Here is a 21,113-nt window from a genome sequence, read left to right on the forward strand (position 1 = left end):
GTTCATTTCTTATGAATGACAAGGTGTTTTTCTTTCATATGTACGCCTCTTTCATATGAAAGAAAAACAGCCTTCGACAAGCACTTCAACACCAACCGAAAACGGGCTGATTTCCGCCGTTTCCATTCATAATGAAGTCGCTATCATTTGAATATTCGACGCGGAAACATGCGTTTGCCGACGGCCATTCGGATCGAATGGCCGCAAACCACGAAGGCGGGTCAGCGGGACAGCGTCTCCATCGCCTCGGAGACGACATCGACGAGCACGTCGACGACATCCGCGTCGCCGATCCCTCCGTCGCATCGCCGCGACCATTCCAGCAGGGACTCGATGATGCAATCGATGATGAGCGAGATAGACAGGTTCACGGGGAACCCGACGCGCGCATCTCCTTCGGCGGCGGTGTCGCCGCTCCCCCACAGCGTCGCTACGGCATCCGTCCACTGCGGTATGCGCGCGTACAACGCCACACGTAATCCCTCATCGGAGCGCACGATGCGCAGACGGTGCGCCAGCTCCTCCAGCTGCGACGGTTCGAGTCCGCCGAGCACCTGCGGCGCCATGCGGCGGACGAATCCAATCGGAGAACCATCCTTCCGATCCTTGATCTCACGGCGCAGGTCGGCGAACAGCTCGCCGTCCGTCGGGAATCCCAGGACGAGATCCTCCTTGGCGGGGAAATACCGGAACAGGGTGATCGCGGACATGCCCGCCTCGTCGGCGATGCGCTGCGTGGTGACCTTGTCGTAGCCGTATTCGTCGAACAGGCGCAACGCGGTCTCGCGGATCGTCCTGCGCGTGGCGATCTTCTTGCGCCGCTGCCAGCGGGCGCGCGCCACGGTCGCCTTCACCGAGACGCCGCGGCGGCTCGTCCGATCCGGCCCGTCCCCCACGTCGAACAGGGTCGGCTCCTCCGACGGCTCGACGGCGGTCCGCCGACGCGTCGCCGCGCCGTCGTTCTTCCTCGCGTCAACGGACATGGCTTCCTCCTCGCGTCCCGCGCATCTCCCATCGGACATCACCATGGTACCCGCGAGCGGACGGACGCGCGTAGACTGAACCGCATGTGCAGAAGGTTCGCGCTCGATCTGGATTGGGATGCGGTCGCCCGGTGGCTCGACGTCGGCGACGACGGCATACGCCGCGACCGGCTGCCGCGCCCCTCCTACAACATCGCGCCCACGCGGACCATCGGCGTCGTCGCGCAGGGACGCGACGCACGCCGGTACCTGACCGGCGCATACTGGACGCTCGTCCCCCGCTGGAGCCGGAGCAAGACGCTCCCCTACCCCACGTACAACGCGCGCGTCGAATCCATCCATGCCAAACCCACGTTCGCCGAATCGACGCGGTCCATGCGCTGCCTCATCCCCGCCAGCGGCTACTACGAGTGGAAAGGCAAACACCCGTTCTACTTCCACGCGGACGGCGACAAGCCGTTGGCGATGGCCGGACTGTACTCGTGGTGGCGCGCCTCCGACTCCTCGCCGTGGCAGCTGACCGCCACGATCGTCACCTGCCCGGCCGTGGACGGACCGGCGGAGGTGCACGACCGCATGCCGCTGCTCGTGCCGGACGATATGACCGCGGCATGGCTGGACCGTACGATCGACGGCGCGCGCCTGACCGGACCCCTGCGGGAGCGGGGCACGGAACTGTCGCGCCGGCTGCGGTTCCATGAGGTCGCGCCATTGCCGTCGGACGGCGACGGCCGGCGTCTCATCATGCCGGTCGAACACGTCGAACCGATCCGGCTGTTCTGAACGTCGGACGGAGGGACACTCAGGGAGGAATCAGGGGATTCCCCGATGGAAAGCTCCGCCGCGGGATGGGAGAATGGGACGACTACGGCATATGAAATCCATACGCCGATGATCCATACGTCAGAAAATGAGGAGAACATGCGGCTGATCGGCAATATCCTGTGGCTGGTGCTCGGCGGGCTCGCCATCGCGTTCGGATGGGCGGTGATCGGCCTGGCGCTGTGCATCACGATCGTCGGCATCCCATTGGGCGTGCAGGCGTTCAAGATGGCCGGGCTCACGCTCACCCCGTTCGGCAAGACCGTGCGCTACGGCGGCGGATTCGGCTCCACGCTCGCGAACATCATCTGGGTGGTGCTCGCCGGAATCTGGATGGCGCTCGGCTACGTCGCCGCCGGGCTCGCCAACTGCGTGACCATCATCGGCATCCCGTTCGGCATCCAATCGTTCAAGATGGCCAAGCTCGCCCTCTGGCCGTTCGGCGCGCAGATCCAGGACCTGTGACCATCCGTTCGCCCCGCCTCGCTCGGCGGGGCGCGGCATGTCCGTCGACTATCATGGGTGGAAAGTCGGAACACCAGTAGAGCCAAGGGAGCCTCGCATGTACGTCGTTCTGGAATCCTTCGCATACAGCTGAGAGCCGGGGTCTCCACCCCGCCTTCCCACATCACGACGTCGCGGCCGGCGGTCATGCGGCCGCGACGCATCCTCATGCGAACATTCCGAACGCCGTCCATGAACGGTGCGCCGCATCCATCACCCAGCCCATCAATCATCCGTCGACGGCGACGGGTGACGGCCCGCGCGCCGGTCATGGCGAATCCATGAAACGAGACCCATCATGAACGCCGACGACCACCGAAACCCCATTCCCACGCAATCCCCCTCCCCCACCAAGTCCCGTACCGACTCCGTCGCCGCGACCACTGCAGCCATGCCCGCGCCCGAAACGCCGCAACACCGCCGTCCGCTCTGGCGACTTCCCGCATACCGACGCTGGTTCATCGCCGACACCGCCGACGTGGTCGCCGTCAGCCTGCGCACGTTCGCCATACCGTTGCTCGGCCTCGCCCTGTCCGGATCGCCGTTCGTCGCCGGACTGCTCGTCACCGTCGAATCTGCGATCGGGCTGATGCTCATGTCCGTCGGAGGGGCGCTCGCCGACCGTCACGACCGGCGACGGCTGATGATCCTGCTCGGTCTGACCGGCACCGGCTTGTCCGCCGTCGTGACGGTCATGCTCGCCGCCGGGACGATGGGTACGCTGACGTTCGCCATGACGGTCGTCCTGTTCGCGGTGATGAACGGTCTGCTCGGACCGTCGAACGACGCGATGCTCAAATCCCTGGTGCCGATGGACCGGTTCGCGAAGGCGCAGGCCATCCGCGAGGCGCGCGAATCATGCGTCGAACTGTCCGGCGGCGCGATCGGCGGACTGTTGTACCGGATCGCCGGCTGGCTGCCGTTCCTCGCCTCCGCGCTGCTGTACCTCACAGCAGCCGTCACCGCGCTGATGTTGCCGGAACGCAAGGGACACGATGCCGACGCCCCGTCCTCACCGACGGGAGAGACGAAAGACCTGCCGTCGCCGTCGTTCCTCTCCCAGTTCGTCGAAGGATGGCGTTGGACATTGACCCGCAGGACCGTGCTCGCGGCGATCGCGCAGGGCGCGGTCATGAACGTCGCCTGCTATGGGAGCATTGTCGGCGTGCAGATCATGCTGGCGGAGCGCGGCACGGACGCGGCGCTCATCGGGCTCGTCGGCACCGCCACCGGCGTCGCCGCGCTGCTCGGCTCGTTCGCCGCCGGATGGCTGGTCGAGCATGTGCCGACCGGACGGCTCATCATCCTCACGTTCGCCGTGTTCACGGCCGCGATGCTGCCGCTCGTGTTCACCGACTCGTATGCGGCGGCCGTCACGTGCATGGCCGTCGCGTCGGTGCTGTTCCCGGCGTTGAACGCGGGCGAGCTCGGCTTCATCTTCGGACGCACGCCGGATGACATGCAGGGCAGGGTGTCCACCGTGTTCGAGACGACGGTCGGCGTGCCGGGCGCGTTGGCGCCCGCGTTGGTCGGCTGGCTGCTGCAGACGCCGGGATTCGGGTTCCGCGCGGTCATGCTGCTCGTCGTCCTGTGCGCCGCGACCGGTCTGCTGCTCGCCTGCCTCACCCCGACGCGGCGCATCCCGGTGCCGTCGCGATGGGAGCAGGTCGAGTTGTAGCCGGAGGATCCGCCGCTTCTACCGGTAGTTGGCCATCTCGAGTTCGGGGCCCAGATCCTCGGTCTGGGTCAGTCCGGTCTCGTGGAAGCCGATATGCCGGTAGAAGCCACGCGCGTTGTCGTTGAACCTGAACACCCATAGCGCGAGACGGTCGTTGCCGACGGCCTGTCTGCCGGCTTCGACCAGCATGCGCCCGACGCCATGCCGATGCCAGGACTCCAGCACGTACAGCGAAGCCAGTTCCGCCGCGTCCGGACGTTCGATCGGCGGCCGCGGCGTGTGCAGCAGTTCCGCGAACCCGATCACATGACCGTCCGCGAACGCCACCAGTGTGATTTGGCCGGGGTCTTTGGCATGGGCTTGGGTGAGTTTCAACGCGAATTGCGGGGTGATGGCGTCCACGATGTCCTGCGGGATATGCCCTTGGTTGAGTTCGCGCCATGTGCGGGACTGCACCTGCGCCTTCTCCTCGAACCATCGCGGTTCGATCGGCGCTATGCGGATCGCCATCGTGTTCCCCTTCGTCTCGTCGGTTCGCTCGTGTCAGTCGATCCGGTTCGCGTCGATGATCCGATCGTCGAGGAACCAGTAGTCGTGCGGGTCGCCGCGCAGTGCCGTGAACGGCACCGGGCGGATGCCGGAGGCCGCGGCCTTGTCGAGCAGGTAGCGGCGCACGATCCACGGGTATTCCAGCACCCCGGATTCGAGGTCGATGATACGTTGGACGGTCTGCCCGTCGACCCCGAAGTCGGCGCCGATCCTGTCGACGGTCAGTCCGAGCAGGGCCATGTTCTCCCGGAACTCGCGGATGGTCGCCTCACGCTGCGCAGTGGTCAAAGACATATCGCGCTCCCCTCGCCGTCATCGGATTATCCGCTTCCGATGATACTTCCGTCCACGGCGTGACGGTGTTCCGACGTCAGACGGCTACAAGACTTCGCCTTGGAACAGGTCGGCATGCGTGCCGATACGCACCATGCGGATCACGGTACGGCCGGCACGCTTCCAATACAGCACCAGCACGTCGATGTCCCCGGCCAGGTGAAATTCCCAATGGCCGTTGTAGTTTCCACCGGAATTGCCCAATACGTGCGGGCGATACCCTTCGGGAAGTTCGCCGTTCTCACGCAACATGAGGATGGCGTCATCCAAATCGTCAAGCAGTTCCGGATGGACACGGGCCAGCCATTCGTAATCGGCGTTGAATTGCGAATCGAACTTGATGGAATAGCTCATGCGGCGTGGCCCCTCAGCTTACGTAGATGCTCACGCACTTCCTCCTCCGTACGGCATTCCACGGCGTCATCGGGAAGCAGCCCGAGTTCTTTGGCTTCGGCCTCGACCATCGCACGACGCGTCTTCTCGGTGGGAGTCAGACGAACGCCCGTATAGCGACGCGGTCTGAACGGCACGCCATCCTCCTCGAGTGATTGGCGCAGAAACATGTTCACGGCCGTGCTCAAGCTCATGCCCATGGACTCATACAGGGCGGCGGCACGTGCCTTCACATCATCATCGACATTGGCAACCAGCTTACCCATAACAGCCTCCTTAATGGCATCCAGATGACATATATTATATACCAAAAAGGCGAGTATTAGGTAAGCGAACGACTGTCCTTGGCCTCACTGCCCCTTCCTCCGGCACCAACCGGTCGCGGCGGCGACGCCGGATACGAACTGCAAGCAGAACAGTCCGATGAGGAAGAGCGGGACGACGGGCTGGTAGGTGCGGTAGAAGTCGACCATGTCCGGCTGCGCGTACGGCGCCGCGATGGCATACGTCGCATAGGCGAGCAACGCGACGAACGCCGAACCGCCCAGCAATGCGACCACCGTCACACGCAATCGACGGCGCTCGCAGTCGATCCGCGTCATGGCCCGGAACGCGACGATGACGCATATGGAAACCAGCAGATAGCACAGCAATCCGTACGCGGGCAGCATGTCGATGATGGCGAATATCGATTCCATTGCGTCACCTCGCATCCGGAGTTTCCGAACCGCCCTGTGATCCCGCATTCTTCAAAGCGACGAGCAGTGCGATGACGAGCAACGTCACGCCAACGGCACGACAGAGCAATCTGATAGCATCTTCCGGAACCGCGAATGCAAGAGCCTGCAACGCTATGGATGCGAACAGTAGTATGACAACCCGTCGTCTGGCATTGCTTCCCCTCGCCTCCCCATTACCTGTGGGCTTTCTCATGGCGACCACCTCTCTTCCTCGAGTCTCGGGTCCGGGGCTGCACTGATCATTACTATTGCACACCACCGCGCATCGTCTCCGCAACGTCACGTCAAGCAACCGCATGACATCATCGATGCCAACGTTTCGCGCCGGAAAACCACAGGCTGGCGGCGGTACAGTGAGCGTTATGGGACTTGAGAGCAAGCCGGACACGACAGGCGCGACGGGCGCGATCCGCATCGGCGTATTGGACAACGATCCGTTCGCGTTGGACGCGATGTGCGCGATGATCTCGGTCATGTCGAAGGATTTCCATGTCATGTGGGCCACCGGTTCACCAGCCGTGGCGATCGAGCACTGTCATAACACGCATACGCGGCCGGACGTGCTCGTATTGGACATGGCGTTGGGCGGCATCACGGGCGCGGACGTGTGCCGGCGCATCCGACGCCGGACCGGCGAGGTGGGCGTCATCTGCGTTACCTCGTATTCGGTGGACGTCTACCGGTCTGAGGCGATCGGTGCCGGCGCGCAGGGATTGCTCGCCAAGGAGCGGCTCAAGGCCGACATCGCCGAAGCGATACTGCAGGCGGCCCACGGCTCGCCGACCGCCGCCCAGTCCGCGGCGGGATTCCAGGACGCGGCGTCGGACCACATGATGCTGTCCGGCACGGTGCCGGCGAGGATGTCCGAGGACATGAAGGATTCGCTGTCCTCACGGGAGAAGGACATCCTGCGCCTGTATGCGAAGAGGCTCACCACCGACGAGATCGCGCAACGGCTCGGCATCGCCAAGGGCAGCGTATTCACGTACGTGCATCGCGCGGCCGGCAAGCTCGGCGTGACCAGCCGCAAGGAGGTGCTGGAGGCATGCGCCCGATACGATCTGCTGTGAACCTGTTCGCAGGAAGGATTCACCCGCGCATCGACCATCCGGTCATGGCGGTGACATGCATGCTGTTGGCGGCGTCCCTCATCGCGGAGTACACGGCTCGGGCTACGACGGGTGCCTCCACAACGGCGAACCCGCAGGATGTGGCACTGGTTCTGGTGATGCTCGTCGGTCTGGTCGGCGGCATGTTCCGCCCGAAATGGTTCCTGTGGGCGGCGCTTGTGGCCGGCGAGATACTCATGCTGGCGATGCCGATAATCACGCCGCTTGCCGTCATCATCACGTGTACGGGATTCCTCGCCTACTTGGATACCTGGTCGGGTGTCATCGCCACGGGAATGCTGCTCATATCCACCACGTTCGGCGTCGAACCCGGCAGTGGTCGTCTGCTGGTGGCTACGATGCAGAACCTCACGTTCTACTGTTTCCCGTTGCTGACGGGACTGTCACTGCACATGATACGACAGCGTGATCATGACTCGTATCGGCTAAACCGTCAACGAGAACGCGAGGACACGGCCCGCAGCCTGCACGACACCATCAGCAACGACCTCGCCTACCTCATCCTGCGCATCGACCACGCCGAAACCCGCGGCATGCCCGCCGACGAGCGCGAGTACCGGCGACAGCTCCGGGAACTACGCGCCGCAGCCAATCGCGCCATGACCCATACGCACGCGGTCATCGAATCACTCGAGGAACGTGAATCGCAGTATCCGCAGTCGGGAATGTCGGAAAAGCGCAACGGAATGCCGGCGCCGATTTCGTCCGACGATGCCGTTGCCCTGCAACAGGCGGAGCTGCAATCCCTGATCGATGACGAGGAGGCGAAACTCGAATCGCTCGGCTTCACCGGGGACAACCTGCTCGGCAGGCTCCGTCACCCGTTCTCCTCTGACATGATGGGACTGCTCACGGACCTGCTGACGGAACTGTATGCGAACATCGCCAAGCATGCCGACGCGGCCGAGTGGTACGCGGTCTCCATCAGCTTCGACTTGAACGACGGCATCCACGTCTCCGTCAGCGACGCCATCGCCGAACATGACGAAAAGCTTGGACTCGGCAGCGGACTCGACCGTTACCGCACCATCATCGAAACAACCGGTGGCACCTTCGAAACACACGCACAGGCGGGCCATTGGCAGCTGGACGCCGTCATCCCGAACAAGTCGGACAGCGGTTTACGCCGGTAGGCACCGAACGGCTCACGCAGGACCTCGGGATTATTCGCGATCCACTTCGCGCTTGCCCTCCGCAAACGGCGTCGAAGAAGGTTCCAATCGCATCGAAACCGTGCGGAACACTCCAGACAACGTATTCCGCGCGATTCCGCGCATCCTGCACACGATTGATGGAATCGCCCGCCTCGACTATTGGCTAATGCACGAGTTCGCGTTCACGGTCCTCGCGTTTAAGACGCTCAGCCAACCACATGTTGACAAGCGCATTCCGGGACACCGCCAGATGTCCGGCCTCACTGTCGAGACGTTCTACCATCCAGCTCGGAACCGTGAGATTCATCTTCCGCGTCGCCGACGCTTCAGGACGTTCCACGACGGCCTTGGACATATCGAAATACTCCATCACGTCCTCGCCGTCATCGAACTTACGATCGATGTCAGCGGCCTTCAATTGCGTTGTCATATGCTGCCTCCTCGTTCCTGCGTGAACGTCGAACGGATATGATTCGCGTTCTGCCGTTTCGCTCGGTGGTGATGGCCGACCAGTGCTTGCCGTCGATCATCCCGATATTCAGTTTGCGTTCCTCATCCGTACCCGCGTAGGTGGGCACTTTAAGTACAGGGCCTTCCCATAGCCTTTGCGCGTCATCGAAGTCGATTCCGTGTTTGGCCAGGTTGACGGCGCTTTTATGCGGGTCATACTCGAAATCCAAGCAAAACCTCCTTATAGGTATCAATAATACACCTTATACACATCAAAACGATGTGTGTTATGCTCCATGCACAGGTCGGCAGCAGACTTGGAGAAATCGTCGACAGGATGCGGCCGCTCACGGGATTGCTGGCGGAACTGTAGGCGAACATCGCTAGTATGACGCCGGCAACCACTATCCCCTGCCCATCTTGACTTCAATCATTGTCAGGGGCGACCACAGTCTTATCCGATCGGGCCTTCTTTCTTTTCGCGAGAAGTATTCGAACAATCCGAACCAATAGGACCATCAGGACAAGCGGGACGACCACCCATCCGGGAGATCGCATGGCGTTGAGAACCAGCGCCACTGCAATGATTGCCACGTATGCCAAAAGCTCCCACCATTTCAGGGGTAAACGATGGTATACGTTCCCCTCACGCTCTTTTTCCTCATGTTTCTGCATATTCCGAATCCTTTCCGTTATCTGTTCGAAACCGGACATGCGACCAACAGCTACATCACCGTCATGGTCATCGGTGGAAGAGGAGTCTGAGGACAGGCATGGCCAACAGGTAGAGCAGGATGGCCAAGGCCGCTCCCCAGGTCACGTACTGCAATGGTCTGATCAGGAACACCGTGGAGACGATGAGCAGGACGCCCCATAGGTTGATGCCGATGATCGACAGTATCTGCGCATGCGCATGGGATGTTCGGGACGCATATCCAGCAGTCGGCGACTGTGCCGATTCCCTCCTGAGGTACATGGATCCTCGTATCGTGAACACGACGGCCACCAGCAATGCCAAAGCAGCAGGCAACGCGATAATCCGGAATTGCCTGTCGTGCCAGTCGTATCGGATGGCACCGCATACGATGGCGGTGACGCCGCATACCGCCAGAGTGAAGGCCGCGCCGAAGAAACGCATGCGAACATAATCGGAACTCTTGCTGCGAGGTGTCTTCCCAGCTCCCGTTTCGCTCATGTTCATCTCCTCACGCTCCTTCATCGGCAACGGGTTCGAGCGGATGCCGGACAAACACGTGAAGCCTCTCCGCCCGACCGGCTCATGCGCCCTTGACTCAAGGAAAACAAGACGTCTATGTCGGAGTCAATGCGGTGTCAAGCGATTGCTTGACGGCGAATCTGCCTCCACTGCAAGGATAAGCGCGGCGGAAACGCGCGCCGTATGCATGTCGACCATGGTCGACATAGTCAGTCATCCAAAGTCGACAGAACCACGTCCGGAAAGGCGTATGGCATCGTTCCGATGCATCATGGGGATACCGCATCACACGATGCGGTCATATCCACACAGACAAGGATGCCAACGGAGGTAGCCATCACAGACAAGGTTAACGAGCGTCGCCTTCCCCGCCGGACGCCCATACGAGCAGGGCTCCGGCGAGGGAGACGACGATGACGCCGAGCATGGCTGTGGGCGTGATGGTCTGGCGTAGGATCAGTGCGGCGATGACGACGCTCATGGCCGGGTCGATGGAGAACAAGGTGCCGACCACGCGTGCCGACGTGATGCGTCCGGACAGCGTGTCCATCGTGTAGGGAATCGCCACGCCCAGCATCGCCGACGCTGCGATCACACCCCATTGGACGGGTGTCGCATGCGTGGCATGCCCGATGGATACCGGCAGGGTGGCGAGCGCGGCGACCGTGACCGACAGGGCGAGCCCGTCCAGTCCGGCGCCCGTCTTGCCGACCTTGTCGGCGAACAGCGTATACAGGCCGAAACAGAAGGCCGAGCCCAATGCGAACAGGTAGCCGGTCGGGTTGAAGTAGCCGCCCGGCGTGAACGAGATCAAGCCCACGCCCACCAGCGCGACCACCGCGCACAGGCCTTCGCGCCAATGATGGGAGCCGGCGAGGGCGACCACGCAGGGGCCGAGGAATTCCAAGGTGACGGCCACACCCATCGGGATGCGGTCGATGGCCGAGTACAGGCAGATGTTCATCACCGCCATCGCCAGCCCATAGGCCACGATGCCCAGCCATTCGCCTTTCGACCGGCCGGTCAGCTTCGGGCGGATGAGCGCGAGCATGGCGAGCGCGGCGACGAGCATGCGCATCGAACTGACCGGAATCGGCCCGAGGACGTCGAACAACGAGGCCGACAGCGATGATGACGTCTGGATGCCCAACGAACCGATCATCACCATGCCCGCTGCGGCCATCACCCGGCCGCGTTCCGAACGCAATATCCGACGTTTCCCCACTATCGACTCCCCCGAAGACCGGCATCCCGCCGCGACGACCACAATCAGCCGTCGTAGCCCGGCGAATCAGCCGATATCCTTATCACCCAACGTGTTGCCATGATACGATCAACGAAGACACGGAGACGTGTCGCGTCAACTATGGACGACGCGACGGCAGGACGGCGTGCAGGATCCAGGCACCGTCTTCGGCGGAAGTGACGATCGAACCTCCGAGGACATCGAACCGCATGCGGTGCAGGGCCAGTCCTTTTCCTGAACGCGGCTTGTCCGCCAGCAGCGGATGCTTGGCGATGTCGTTGACCTGGTCGGCAGACAGTTCACCGTGGAGGCTTCGGCGCACGACCACCCGGTATGCGCCGGCTGGGCCGCCGTGCACGGCGATGTTGGTGTACAGCTCGCGCAACAGGCCGATGAGAGCAGTCTCCCGTTCGCGGGCGGCACCGTCCGCACCCGTCGGTTCGTCTTCCGACAGGTCGTCGATCATCGTCGAATCGCCGGTGAAGCCGAGTCGCGCCAGAAGCCGGTCGTTCCGGTCCAGCACGTCGCGGACACGTGCAGGGAACGTGGCCGCGACGGAATCACCATCGTCGCACTGTCCGGTGCGGCCATCATCGTCTCCGATGCCGGTCCCGCCGCCGTCCTTCCCGTCGAGCATGCCGATGACCGTACGCACCTCGCCGAGCGTGCCAATCGTACGCCGGTACAGGTCGTCGAACAGCTCGACATGCTCGTCGTCCGTCGCACATGACCGTTCGTAGTCCAATCGCATGGCCATGTACGCGAGATCGTTCGTCACCGCGTCGTGGATCCGGCTCGCCGCCCGCGCGTCGCGGCGCATCGCCTCCAGACGGTCACGCTCCCGCTCGTAGCGCAACCGGTCCCGTTCCGCCTGCACGGCCACAGCTCTCCACGACATCGCACGGCCGAACGCGTACACGACGAAGAACGACACCAGCAATATCACGTAGTCGCCGAACGGGACGCCGGCGCGCGCCGAGACCATCCAACGCACCGCGGCAATCGACGGCGGCATCAGCCACCACCATCGCGACCGACCGTATCGGCCGACTGCCGCCAGAGCGACCCACATGCCGTAGAACAGGCTCGCACCACCCATGTCCGGCAGGAGGGCGCACGCCACATACGTGACGGCGACCGCCACGCTCATCGGCAACGGCCGCAACGGCAACGCCAGCACACACAGGATGTGTATGAGAGTCAGCACCGTGGTGGCCGCGAGCCGCGCGGGATACTCGACCATCTCCAGCACCGTCAACCCGACGGACAACAACACGACGCACCACATGACCGGCCCCACGCCGGCGGCGCGGATACGCTCGAGGAAGCGTCTGGCCGGTCCTGTCAGTCCTGCAGCATCAGCCATTCGGCCACCGCCTGCGTCCGGTTCCGCGCGCCCAGCTTCCTCGCAGCGCGCATCACGTACGTCTTCACCGACGACTCCCCCACATGCAGCAGTTCGCCGATCTCACGCGAGCTGCGTCCTTGCGCGCACAGTCGCATGACCTCACGTTCACATTCCGTCAACGCCGCTACGGCCGCGGTCGCACACGAACCCGTGGCGGAAGCACCATCGGCGACGGTCCTCTCACACGCGGCGAGCAACTCATGCGACCGGATGGCCGCCAGATCGGACACGTACCGGGTCCGCGGCACCCGTCCGTTGGCCAAAGCGACCACCGCATCGCAGATATCCTTCACCCGCGCCTTGTCCATCACGCATTGCGCGCCCGCGGTCAACGCGTCGGCTGCGTAATGCTCCAGCGAGAACGACGTGATGCCGACCAACGCGACGCCGGCGGTCGCGGTACGGATCCGACGGCATACTTCGACGCCGCCCATACCCTCCAACGACATGTCCACCAACAGCACGTCCGGCCGGGAGCCGGCCGACAGGCACCGGGCGATGGCGTCCCGGCCGCGACGACATGTCCAGACCACCCTGGCTTCGGGAAGGTCCCGTCGGATCAGCAGCGTCATCATCCCGAGCGTCAGCGGATCGTTGTCCACCATCGCCAAATCGAACCGTTTCCCGTCGTACATGGTTCACCACACTACAACGCCTGCGCGCCGGGCAACCGTTTCCTCGCACATGACAGACTGATACAGGATAATCAAGTACAGCCGTGATATATGGATAATTCGTCAGTAGAATCGATTATAATCGATTTCTATCCAATTGCTGATTGAAACTCCGACTATAATCCAGTTTTAGCAAAGAAGGGCGAAGCCATGATCGAACGTCCCACATACATGAATCGGATACGCCCCTTCATCGGAAAGAACATCATCAAAGTGCTTGTCGGAGCCCGCCGTTCCGGCAAATCGACATTGCTGGAACTCCTCAAGCGGCATCTGGTGGCCGAAGGCGCCGACGAGCGGGCCATACTCCACATCAATTTCGAATCCGGAAGGTATGCAGGCATCTCGAACGCCGATGACCTTGTCCGGTATGTCCACGAACGCATGTCGGAAATCGACGGGACCATCCGGCTGTTTTTCGACGAAATCCAGGAAGTCGATCAGTGGGAGAAGGCGGTCCGATCGTTCATGGTCGATTACGATGCCGACATCTACGTGACCGGTTCGAACGCGCGCATGCTGTCCAGCGATCTCACCACCCACATCACCGGACGCTACGTCTCCATCGACGTATACCCGTTCTCGTTCGCGGAGTTCCTCGACGCCTACCGTCAATCCGTCGGCCCCATCGACGAACGCACGGCATTCCGTCGATATGTCGCCCAAGGAGGTTTCCCCTTCCAAACCGACCTGTCGTTCGACGAAACGGCTTCCCTGCAGTATCTCGACGACCTGTTCTCTACCATCCTGTTCAAGGATGTCGTCCGTCATGCGGGCATACGCGATGCCGACGCCCTGGAACGGGTCATCCGCTATGTCCTCGGAGAGGAAGGCCATCTCGTCACCGCGGCGAACATCGCCGCATACATGAAAAGCGAGCATCGCAAAGCATCAGCCGAAACAATCGCGAACTACCTCGATGCCGCAAGCAAGGCGTTCCTCATCTACAAAGCTCCACGGGAAGACGCCATCGGCAAACGCATGCTGAAAATCAACGAGAAATACTATGTGGTCGATCAGGGGCTACGTCATGCCGTCGGATTCGACAACGCCAATGCTATTGACCAGGTGCTCGAAGGCATCGTCTATATGGAGCTCAGGCGTCGCGGCTACGATGTCCGCGTTGGCAAGATCGGCAACAAGGAAGTGGATTTCATTGCACGCCGCGGCGACGAGGTCTCCTACTATCAGGTCACGTATCTCCTCGGCTCCGCACAGACCACGGACCGAGAGTTCGGTGCGTTTTCGGGGCTTCGCGACAACTGGCCCAAATACGTGCTGAGCATGGACGAATTCCCGCGGAACCGTGAAGGCATCCGCGGACTGAACATCATCGACTGGCTGCTTGACGGTGGCACACGGTAGGAATGCCGCGTTCACGGTGCTCCGGAGCGAGAGCGGCATCACCGCCTTCGAATAATCCACGAATGTTCACTGTCCATGCCACTCGTCGGCGGTGATGATGCGGTAGACGCCGTCATACCGGCGGTCGATGAGCGGATAGTAGTCCTGCTTCGATTCGCCGACGACGCGCAATCCGCACTTGGCCATCACGCGGCCGGACTGCGGGTTCCGCGCGTAATGCCCTCCCCACACGGCATCCACGCGCAACGTGCCGAACGCGTATTCGAGCACCGCGCGCAACGCCTCGGGCATGTATCCCCTCCCCCAGAACGGGCGTCCGATCCAGTAGCCGAGCTCCAGCGCGTTGCTACCCAAATACCGGCCGTAGCGGACTTCGAGTTCCGGTTTCCCCGTGACGACGTCGGTGGTGTAGTGGCTGACGGGTTTGAGCGCGATGCTGCCCACCGGCGCATCGGCGTCGACCTCGCTTCCCGTGGTCTCCTCGCCGTCCTTGATGGTGATGGCCCAGTTGTTCTCGACGGCGAGGATGTTCCTGATGTCGTCCATGCTGCCTTCGATGCTGGTGTGCGGCGGCCAACCGCAACGCAATCCGATCTCCGGGTCGGAGGCGTACCTGAACAGCGAGGCGGCCTCGGCCGCGTCGTCGATCCTCCACGATCGCAGCGTCAGCCGTCCGGTCTCGATCCTGTCCATGATGCACCTCTCGTCACTCGTCACATATGCGTCCGGCATGAATCCGATGCGGATCCGCCGGACGCGTTCACCCTATCGTACGTGCGAGGGTCATGTCGGCATATGCACGCCGTATCGCGCATGGATCGGCGACGGTCACCGCAGCCGCTCCACCACCGTGAAATGCTCCAGCACGACCATGGTGCCGTCGTCCACGACGAAATCCGGGTCGGCGAACCAGCCACGGTATTCCTCCGAATCCCAGAAGGACTCGTGCGTGCGACGCCATTGCACGACGGTGACGTCGCCCTCGCCTTCGTCGACGACCTGCCGGTCGGTGACGCTTCCCAGCGGCACGGTCTCGACCTCCGTGGTCTCCAATACGGCGACGGGACGATCGGCGGAATCCACCAGTGCGGAACGGCCTCCGACGTGCGGCAACGGTTCATCGTCTTCCGTATAGTCCATCAGCAGCGCGGCCGTGGCGGTCTTCGCCCCGGAGAGGATGAGCGCGACGAGACGGTCGCGCTCGGGGCCCGGAAAGCCGAATTCCGCCTTCGGCAGTCGCATGATGGATTCGGCGTCAAAGTGTTCGATCATCGGCATGGTTCAGACCGTAGTACCACCGGCGGCGTTATCACCCGCGACGGAATCGGCAGCGGCATCGCCATGCTTGCCGTGTCCACCATGCGCCGCGGCGGGTTTGGGCCGCACCTTGGCGGTGAGACGCTCCGATTCGATTCTCCATACCGTGACGCTTCTCACCTGCGCGTCGGTGAACTCCACGTGCGGCATGTGCGCCTGATGCGCCATCAGCAACTGCAGTCCGCGGCGGCGCGCGTCGAGATCGTCGACGATGGAGGCGACGCCTTCGCCCACGATCGACTTGAACGATTCGCCCCAGCCGCATGCCGTGCGTCCCGCGACGATCTCGCAGTCCGTACGCATGGAGAACGCGACCGGCAGACGGTCGCCGGCGGCGCGGATCGCGTCGATCTTGCGCCCGTGCGCGGCCGAGTGCATCCATAGGACGAGACGACCGCCGTCATGGTCGTATTCGTAGCCGAAGTTGAGCGGCACCATCGTCAGTCCCTCCGCATCCGCATACGCGACGTCGACGATGTCGCAGCCGTCGACGATCGCCGCGATATCCTCCGGCTCCATGACCTCCCGGTCCGCACGTCGCATAGGCCGATGCGCGCCGGCGACCGTGCGCGCATCGTCGCGGCGGCCGCGGCGCGCGGAAGTTTCTTTCCCGTATTCGACGCTCATTGTTCGGTTTCCTTCTGATCGGAGGCTGCTGATCGAGCTGTTGGCCCACGCCTCATTATCGCATGCCCTGGATTCCCCATCGGCCAATCCCATGGTGCGGTGAAATCCCCATGGTGCGGTACGCGCAAACGACCATTTTCCGCCGATATGGAGATTATGTGTTGCCGCACCATGGGGTAGGTGGCGATACTGGGCCTAAACCTTATGGAGTGATACGGCGTCAGTCGGTGAGCTTGAGGCCCATGACACAGAGGATCAGGCCGCCGATGAGCAGGACGCGCATCAGCGAGACGGATTCCTCCCCGCTGATCATGGCGTAGGACGTGGTGATCGCCGCCCCGATGCCGACCCACATCGCGTATGCGGTGCCGATGGGGATGTGCTTCATCGCATAGGCGAGTCCGCCCATGCTGGCGATGAGGCCTACCACGAACACCATGGTGGGAACCGGTTTGGAGAATCCCTCGGAACGATCGAGGGCGATGGCCCACACGGATTCGCAGATGCCGGAAACAATGAGAACGAACCAAGACATGGTCGCCGTACTCCTTATGCATGGCAAGTCTTGTCAAACCGGGTACTTGTCCATCGTCCGGGAGCAATCACGGGCTCTGGATGCAAATGATAGCACGTATGCCGTCGCCGGGTGCAGGGAGGCATGAGTCGTGAGCGCCGTTTCTCCTGTTCGCGCGTTGGTTGCCTGTTACTGGAACGCATGGTATTGCCTCGCCGCGGCGTTCGGAGCCGTGTCGTCCCTCCTGCTGGGTTCGTGGATCTCAAGCGCGGCGAACGGAACCCCGATAACCGGAGGATATTGCATCTATTTCACCGGCACCCAGCCGCTGATCTGTCTCACGCTCCTCTTCGCATGCGACGACAGGACAGCGAAGGCGCACTGCGGCGGTCTGCCCCGCCGGGTGTATTCCGCGTGGACGCCACGCTCGCTCAGGACCGTATTCCGGGTGCTGCTTCTGACCTCCGTGAATCTGCTGAGCGTATTGTGCTTCGACGCCATCATGCTCCTGACAGGCGTCGAAATGCACCCGCATCTGGCCGCCGTCCTGTGCTTCGTCGCGTTGCAGAGCCTTTCGGTTTCCCTGATCTATTCGATCATCGAAATCGTCGCCGATCCCAAAATCGCCGGAATCGTCTCGGGCGTCCTCTGCTATGTGTGGGTCATGCTGCCAGGTGATCTTCCCGACTACGCGACGCCCTACGTCGCGAACGCCCTACGGGCCGTCGGATTGAACCTGAACGGCACCGTGATGTCGCCGGCGGAGCTGGCGAGCCGACCGCTCATCGGTCCCGTGATGACCGGCGTTCCGATCGTGGTGCTCTTGGTTGTCTATGTTCTGCTGAGCTGGCTACACTGCGAAGGAGCGGACAGGAAATGAAATCCCTATTGCATATCGGGCGCGTGGCATTGATTCGATGGTCGACGCTCGCCTTCATGGCCGTCCTGTTATTTCCGCTGTTCTTCTTGCGTTACGGGAACACGAGTGCGGTGGTGCAGTCGGCGATGGTGATGGCGCTTCCCATAACCGCAGCTGGTCTTGTCTTCTCCCATGCGAGGGTGCCCTGCTCGTATCGAGCCTTCAGCGTCCACGATCAGCTCTTGCTTCGCTTCACCGTGAAGTCGCTGTCGCTCGGCGTCGCGGTCAACCTCTGCCTGACCTTGCTGTATGGATATGCCGTCGGATTCGTGGTCAATGAACGGCCGCTTTCGTCACATACCGTTGTGATGCTTGCGTTCACCGCCGTCGTTCTTTCCCTCGCCTGCTTCGTTCTGCGGCTCTGGACCGGTCCCCTCGTCGCCTGGAACGTCGTCGCCTTCTTCATCGTCGCCGGGCTTACGGTGAGCTCCGGCATGTTCGAGGATGCGCCGATGCTGTACGCCGCCATACCGACCACATGGGCATTGCAGGGGGCGAGATTCGCCGGTTATGTGATTCCGGTCGGCGTCGCCGTCTCCGCGATAAGCGCATGGCTGCTGCTCAGGGCGGTGAGATGCGTCTAAATGCATCTTGCTTGGATCCTCATAGCGGGGTTGCCGTGCTTTCGACACGCGCGCAACGTCACCCGGATACGACCCGCGCAAGCCCTCACCAGCTGAAAGGATAAGATGAGGAGGTTGGAACCGTGACTACAGTCCCAACCTCCTCTCCCCTATGTCTCACGTGACCGGATGTGGAAGGTCTGCTAACAGACCGGTCCCGCCGGCGATGGTGATGGACGCCGTATCGCCTACAGACGGATGTCCGGCGCGGGGGCGGCGGGACGCTCGTCGATGGCGCGCAGTCCGGCGGCATCGGTCGCGTAGAAGCGTTTCAGGTCGTCGGCGAACTTCGCGAGGCTCGGCTTGGACGAGTACAGCATGTGTCCGGCCGGATAGTACGTGAACGCGATGTTGACGCGCAGCGGTTCCGGCAGTCCGAGATGGTCGATGTCGTATTCGGTCTGGCCGAACGGCGTGCACAGGTCGTAGACGCCATTGCCGATGAGCACTTTCAGCGCGGGCTGGTGGGCGATCGCGGCGGCCAGGTCGGGCACGACGTTCGGGAACGGGATGTTCCGTCCCCATGAGGACTTGGTCATGTCCGGCTGCCTGTGCCACCAGGTCCAACCCTTGCCCGGTTCGGTGGCGTTCCAGTCGAAGTCGGCGAATCCGACGCGTTCGGGCGTGCGGTCCCAGCCGAGTTCGTCGCGCAGGTACGCGTTGGCGAGACTCGAATACGCGGGGTCGAGATATGCGTCGTCCACGACGAACGTCTCCTCGTCGTTCATCCGGTCGAGGTCGTATCCGGCCACGCGCCCGTCGTAACGGCCGACGATCCTTCCCTCGTCGCGCAGCAGCTCCTTGCGGAACCGCATGTCCACGACGCGCAGGTCGGAATCGTAGACGTACTTCGCGTCCAGACCGGTCAGCTCCGCGTAACGTTCGGCGACGCGACGCTTGACGAGGTCGTCCAACGAGGCTCCGGCGGCGAGCGCGAGGCGCAGCGGGCCGTTCGCGAACGCGCGCGCCTCCTGCAGATGGTCGGCGGGTTCCACCTCGGTCGCGGCGCGGCCATGGTATTGGGCGACGGACGCGTAGGTCGGGAAATAGCCGACGTAGAACTGGTCGGACGTGTCGAGCGTATACGCGTAGTCGAGGATGTTGGAGATGAGCGTGAGTCCGTTCAACGCGACCCCGTCCTGCTGGAGCCGGTATGCGAGGGCGGCGCCGCGCGTGGTGCCGTATGATTCGCCGAGCACGTACTTCGGTGAGTTCCAACGGTGGTATTTGCTCGAGTAGGCGCGGATGAACGCGCTGAACCCGGCCACGTCGCCGTCCACCGACCATAGTTCCGGTTTCGCCTTGTCGAGGATTTCGGAGAATCCGGCGCCCGGCGCGTCGATGAACACCAGGTCGGAGGCCGTCAGCAGCGTGTACGGGTTGTCTTCGAGCCGGTACGGTGCGGCGGGCACCGGTGCCGCGTCCGGCACGTCGATGCGTTTCGGCGCGATCGATCCCATGAGCAGGAATGTGGTGGACGATCCGGGGCCGCCGTTGAAGATGTAGGTGACCGGGCGGGTGACGTCGGGCTCGCCGTCGTCGTCGAGCAGTTCGAATGCGGTGAAGAAGACGCTTGCGGCCGGCTTCACCTTGGGCGTGTCGATGTGCAGCGTGCCGACGGTCGCCGCGTAGTGGAGCGTGCGTCCGTCGATGTCGATGACGTGGCGCGTGGTCTTCTCGTATGGGTCCGGGAGTTTCGTCGATGAGGCGGCCATCGTCTGTTGCCTCGTCGCATCCCCGCCTTGTTTGCCGTCATCCGCATCGACCATGATGTCTCCCTTCCTTTGACGGACGTCCCGTCATCGTTTCGGTTCATCGTCCACTATACGTGCGTGGTGAGCGTCGATCCGACCATTCCAATAATCAACACGTTGTTGATATTGTTCCGACGCTATTGGTAGTCATCATGTTGACTATCGATGGCGTCGGTCGGCTGAAGTCCGGAGAAAACGGGATAATCGCAGGGAAACGACACGGATACGAAGGAGAACGGCATGATCGACGGGTTCAAGAAATTCATCTCACGCGGGAACATGATCGACATGGCGGTCGGCGTGGTCATGGGCAGCGCGGTCACCTCCGTGGTGAACGCGATCGTGGACAGCCTCATCAACCCGCTCATCGCGATGGTGTTCGGCAAGCCGGACATGAGCGGCCTGCTCGCGTTCACGTTCAACGGGGCGACCGTCTCGCTCGGCGCTATCCTGGGCGCGCTGCTCAACTTCCTCGTCATCGCCGCGGCCGTGTACTTCTTCATCCTCGTGCCGATCAACAAGTTCCGCGACATGACCGACGCGATGCTCGTCAAGGCGAAGCTCAAGCAAGAGGAGGACGAGAAGTCGAAGGAGCCCGAGGTCTCCCCCGAGGAACGCACCGTCGAGCTGCTCGCCGAGATCCGCGACCGGTTGGCGGCGGCTGACGACATTCCCGCAACACGGAAGAATCCGGGCGTCAATGCCGATTGAGCC

General features: G+C 62.6%; 27 protein-coding genes and 1 riboswitch. Of the genes, 9 read left to right on the forward strand and 18 right to left on the reverse strand.

Features of this window, described 5'->3' with window-relative positions; all coding sequences use genetic code 11:
• Positions 1–221: 221 nt before the first annotated feature.
• Positions 222–983 (reverse strand): TetR/AcrR family transcriptional regulator, encoded by a 762-nt coding sequence (locus tag Uis4E_RS10240; protein WP_101623043.1) that lies wholly within the window; start codon positions 981–983, stop codon positions 222–224.
• An 84-nt stretch (positions 984–1,067) separates the two neighbouring features.
• Here Uis4E_RS10240 and Uis4E_RS10245 point away from each other — a divergent pair, with 84 nt between their 5' ends.
• The 3 genes from Uis4E_RS10245 to Uis4E_RS10255 all read left to right on the forward strand — a co-directional run bounded on the left by Uis4E_RS10245 (position 1,068) and on the right by Uis4E_RS10255 (position 3,987).
• On the forward strand, positions 1,068–1,766 hold the full coding sequence (locus tag Uis4E_RS10245; RefSeq protein WP_101623044.1) for an SOS response-associated peptidase: 699 nt from the start codon (positions 1,068–1,070) through the stop codon (positions 1,764–1,766).
• 138 nt (positions 1,767–1,904) lie between these two features.
• Positions 1,905–2,270, forward strand: a complete 366-nt coding sequence (locus Uis4E_RS10250; RefSeq protein ID WP_101623045.1) for a YccF domain-containing protein — start codon at positions 1,905–1,907, stop codon at positions 2,268–2,270.
• Positions 2,271–2,607: 337 nt separating this feature from the next.
• The gene (locus Uis4E_RS10255; protein ID WP_133125454.1) at positions 2,608–3,987 is read left to right on the forward strand and encodes an MFS transporter; all 1,380 of its coding nucleotides are present in this window, start codon (positions 2,608–2,610) and stop codon (positions 3,985–3,987) included.
• Between the two features lie 18 nt (positions 3,988–4,005).
• On the opposite strand, the gene Uis4E_RS10260 is transcribed toward Uis4E_RS10255, so the two are convergent.
• From Uis4E_RS10260 to Uis4E_RS10280, 5 genes are all read right to left on the reverse strand, one after another.
• Entirely contained in the window at positions 4,006–4,497 is a 492-nt protein-coding gene (locus Uis4E_RS10260) for a GNAT family N-acetyltransferase (protein ID WP_101623046.1), read from the reverse strand.
• 33 nt (positions 4,498–4,530) lie between these two features.
• Complete coding sequence (locus Uis4E_RS10265; protein ID WP_101623047.1) at positions 4,531–4,830, reverse strand: DUF2316 family protein; 300 nt, start codon at positions 4,828–4,830, stop codon at positions 4,531–4,533.
• 84 nt (positions 4,831–4,914) lie between these two features.
• Entirely contained in the window at positions 4,915–5,223 is a 309-nt protein-coding gene (locus tag Uis4E_RS10270; protein ID WP_101623048.1) for a type II toxin-antitoxin system YafQ family toxin, read from the reverse strand.
• Positions 5,220–5,528, reverse strand: a complete 309-nt coding sequence (locus Uis4E_RS10275) for a type II toxin-antitoxin system RelB/DinJ family antitoxin (protein ID WP_101623049.1) — start codon at positions 5,526–5,528, stop codon at positions 5,220–5,222. The genes Uis4E_RS10270 and Uis4E_RS10275 overlap by 4 nt, the downstream gene beginning before the upstream one ends.
• A gap of 84 nt (positions 5,529–5,612) precedes the next feature.
• On the reverse strand, positions 5,613–5,960 hold the full coding sequence (locus tag Uis4E_RS10280; protein WP_101623050.1) for a hypothetical protein: 348 nt from the start codon (positions 5,958–5,960) through the stop codon (positions 5,613–5,615).
• A gap of 404 nt (positions 5,961–6,364) precedes the next feature.
• On the opposite strand from Uis4E_RS10280, the gene Uis4E_RS10285 reads away from it, so the two are divergent.
• Positions 6,365–7,072 (forward strand): response regulator, encoded by a 708-nt coding sequence (locus Uis4E_RS10285; protein WP_101623051.1) that lies wholly within the window; start codon positions 6,365–6,367, stop codon positions 7,070–7,072.
• Positions 7,048–8,265 carry a histidine kinase gene (locus Uis4E_RS10290; RefSeq protein WP_243394535.1) on the forward strand — a complete coding sequence of 406 codons (1,218 nt, stop codon included), beginning with the start codon at positions 7,048–7,050 and terminating at the stop codon, positions 8,263–8,265. The genes Uis4E_RS10285 and Uis4E_RS10290 overlap by 25 nt, the downstream gene beginning before the upstream one ends.
• 184 nt (positions 8,266–8,449) lie before the next feature.
• Here Uis4E_RS10290 and brnA read toward each other — a convergent pair whose 3' ends face one another.
• The 7 genes from brnA to Uis4E_RS10325 form a co-directional block, all read right to left on the reverse strand.
• Positions 8,450–8,716, reverse strand: coding sequence for a type II toxin-antitoxin system BrnA family antitoxin (gene brnA / locus Uis4E_RS10295; RefSeq protein ID WP_101623144.1), 267 nt, complete (start codon positions 8,714–8,716; stop codon positions 8,450–8,452).
• Positions 8,691–8,966: a BrnT family toxin gene (locus Uis4E_RS10300; protein WP_101623052.1), complete on the reverse strand. Its 276-nt coding sequence runs from the start codon at positions 8,964–8,966 to the stop codon at positions 8,691–8,693. The genes brnA and Uis4E_RS10300 overlap by 26 nt, the downstream gene beginning before the upstream one ends.
• 196 nt (positions 8,967–9,162) lie before the next feature.
• Positions 9,163–9,411 carry a hypothetical protein gene (locus Uis4E_RS10305; protein WP_101623053.1) on the reverse strand — a complete coding sequence of 83 codons (249 nt, stop codon included), beginning with the start codon at positions 9,409–9,411 and terminating at the stop codon, positions 9,163–9,165.
• Between the two features lie 67 nt (positions 9,412–9,478).
• The gene (locus tag Uis4E_RS10310) at positions 9,479–9,937 is read right to left on the reverse strand and encodes a hypothetical protein (protein ID WP_101623054.1); all 459 of its coding nucleotides are present in this window, start codon (positions 9,935–9,937) and stop codon (positions 9,479–9,481) included.
• A gap of 364 nt (positions 9,938–10,301) precedes the next feature.
• Complete coding sequence (locus Uis4E_RS10315; protein ID WP_101623055.1) at positions 10,302–11,135, reverse strand: EamA family transporter; 834 nt, start codon at positions 11,133–11,135, stop codon at positions 10,302–10,304.
• A gap of 181 nt (positions 11,136–11,316) precedes the next feature.
• Positions 11,317–12,564 (reverse strand): sensor histidine kinase, encoded by a 1,248-nt coding sequence (locus Uis4E_RS10320; protein WP_133125456.1) that lies wholly within the window; start codon positions 12,562–12,564, stop codon positions 11,317–11,319.
• Positions 12,543–13,241, reverse strand: a complete 699-nt coding sequence (locus Uis4E_RS10325; protein WP_101623057.1) for a LuxR C-terminal-related transcriptional regulator — start codon at positions 13,239–13,241, stop codon at positions 12,543–12,545. Before Uis4E_RS10325 ends, Uis4E_RS10320 begins: the two co-directional genes overlap by 22 nt.
• 189 nt (positions 13,242–13,430) lie before the next feature.
• On the opposite strand from Uis4E_RS10325, the gene Uis4E_RS10330 reads away from it, so the two are divergent.
• Positions 13,431–14,645: an ATP-binding protein gene (locus Uis4E_RS10330; RefSeq protein WP_101623058.1), complete on the forward strand. Its 1,215-nt coding sequence runs from the start codon at positions 13,431–13,433 to the stop codon at positions 14,643–14,645.
• A gap of 66 nt (positions 14,646–14,711) precedes the next feature.
• Here Uis4E_RS10330 and Uis4E_RS10335 read toward each other — a convergent pair whose 3' ends face one another.
• The 4 genes from Uis4E_RS10335 to Uis4E_RS10350 form a co-directional block, all read right to left on the reverse strand.
• The gene (locus Uis4E_RS10335) at positions 14,712–15,338 is read right to left on the reverse strand and encodes a GNAT family N-acetyltransferase (RefSeq protein ID WP_101623059.1); all 627 of its coding nucleotides are present in this window, start codon (positions 15,336–15,338) and stop codon (positions 14,712–14,714) included.
• A 135-nt stretch (positions 15,339–15,473) separates the two neighbouring features.
• Positions 15,474–15,923 carry an ASCH domain-containing protein gene (locus Uis4E_RS10340; protein ID WP_243394536.1) on the reverse strand — a complete coding sequence of 150 codons (450 nt, stop codon included), beginning with the start codon at positions 15,921–15,923 and terminating at the stop codon, positions 15,474–15,476.
• A gap of 3 nt (positions 15,924–15,926) precedes the next feature.
• Positions 15,927–16,589 carry a pyridoxamine 5'-phosphate oxidase family protein gene (locus tag Uis4E_RS10345; protein WP_101623060.1) on the reverse strand — a complete coding sequence of 221 codons (663 nt, stop codon included), beginning with the start codon at positions 16,587–16,589 and terminating at the stop codon, positions 15,927–15,929.
• Positions 16,590–16,809: 220 nt separating this feature from the next.
• Positions 16,810–17,124: a DMT family transporter gene (locus tag Uis4E_RS10350; protein WP_101623061.1), complete on the reverse strand. Its 315-nt coding sequence runs from the start codon at positions 17,122–17,124 to the stop codon at positions 16,810–16,812.
• 19 nt (positions 17,125–17,143) lie between these two features.
• A riboswitch (guanidine-III (ykkC-III) riboswitch) is annotated at positions 17,144–17,204 on the reverse strand.
• A gap of 50 nt (positions 17,205–17,254) precedes the next feature.
• On the opposite strand from Uis4E_RS10350, the gene Uis4E_RS10355 reads away from it, so the two are divergent.
• Both Uis4E_RS10355 and Uis4E_RS10360 read left to right on the forward strand, forming a co-directional pair.
• Entirely contained in the window at positions 17,255–17,983 is a 729-nt protein-coding gene (locus Uis4E_RS10355) for a hypothetical protein (RefSeq protein WP_101623062.1), read from the forward strand.
• A complete protein-coding gene (locus tag Uis4E_RS10360; protein ID WP_101623063.1) occupies positions 17,980–18,606 on the forward strand; it encodes a cytochrome C oxidase subunit IV in 627 nt (208 codons plus the stop codon). Before Uis4E_RS10355 ends, Uis4E_RS10360 begins: the two co-directional genes overlap by 4 nt.
• 227 nt (positions 18,607–18,833) lie before the next feature.
• On the opposite strand, the gene Uis4E_RS10365 is transcribed toward Uis4E_RS10360, so the two are convergent.
• A complete protein-coding gene (locus Uis4E_RS10365) occupies positions 18,834–20,414 on the reverse strand; it encodes a S10 family peptidase (RefSeq protein WP_101623064.1) in 1,581 nt (526 codons plus the stop codon).
• A gap of 225 nt (positions 20,415–20,639) precedes the next feature.
• Between Uis4E_RS10365 and mscL the strand changes: the two genes are divergently transcribed.
• Positions 20,640–21,110 (forward strand): large conductance mechanosensitive channel protein MscL, encoded by a 471-nt coding sequence (gene mscL / locus Uis4E_RS10370; RefSeq protein ID WP_101623065.1) that lies wholly within the window; start codon positions 20,640–20,642, stop codon positions 21,108–21,110.
• The last annotated feature ends 3 nt before the right edge of the window (positions 21,111–21,113 follow it).

The sequence above is a fragment of the Bifidobacterium parmae genome, assembly GCF_002860365.1.
GTDB classification, from domain to species: domain Bacteria; phylum Actinomycetota; class Actinomycetes; order Actinomycetales; family Bifidobacteriaceae; genus Bifidobacterium; species Bifidobacterium parmae.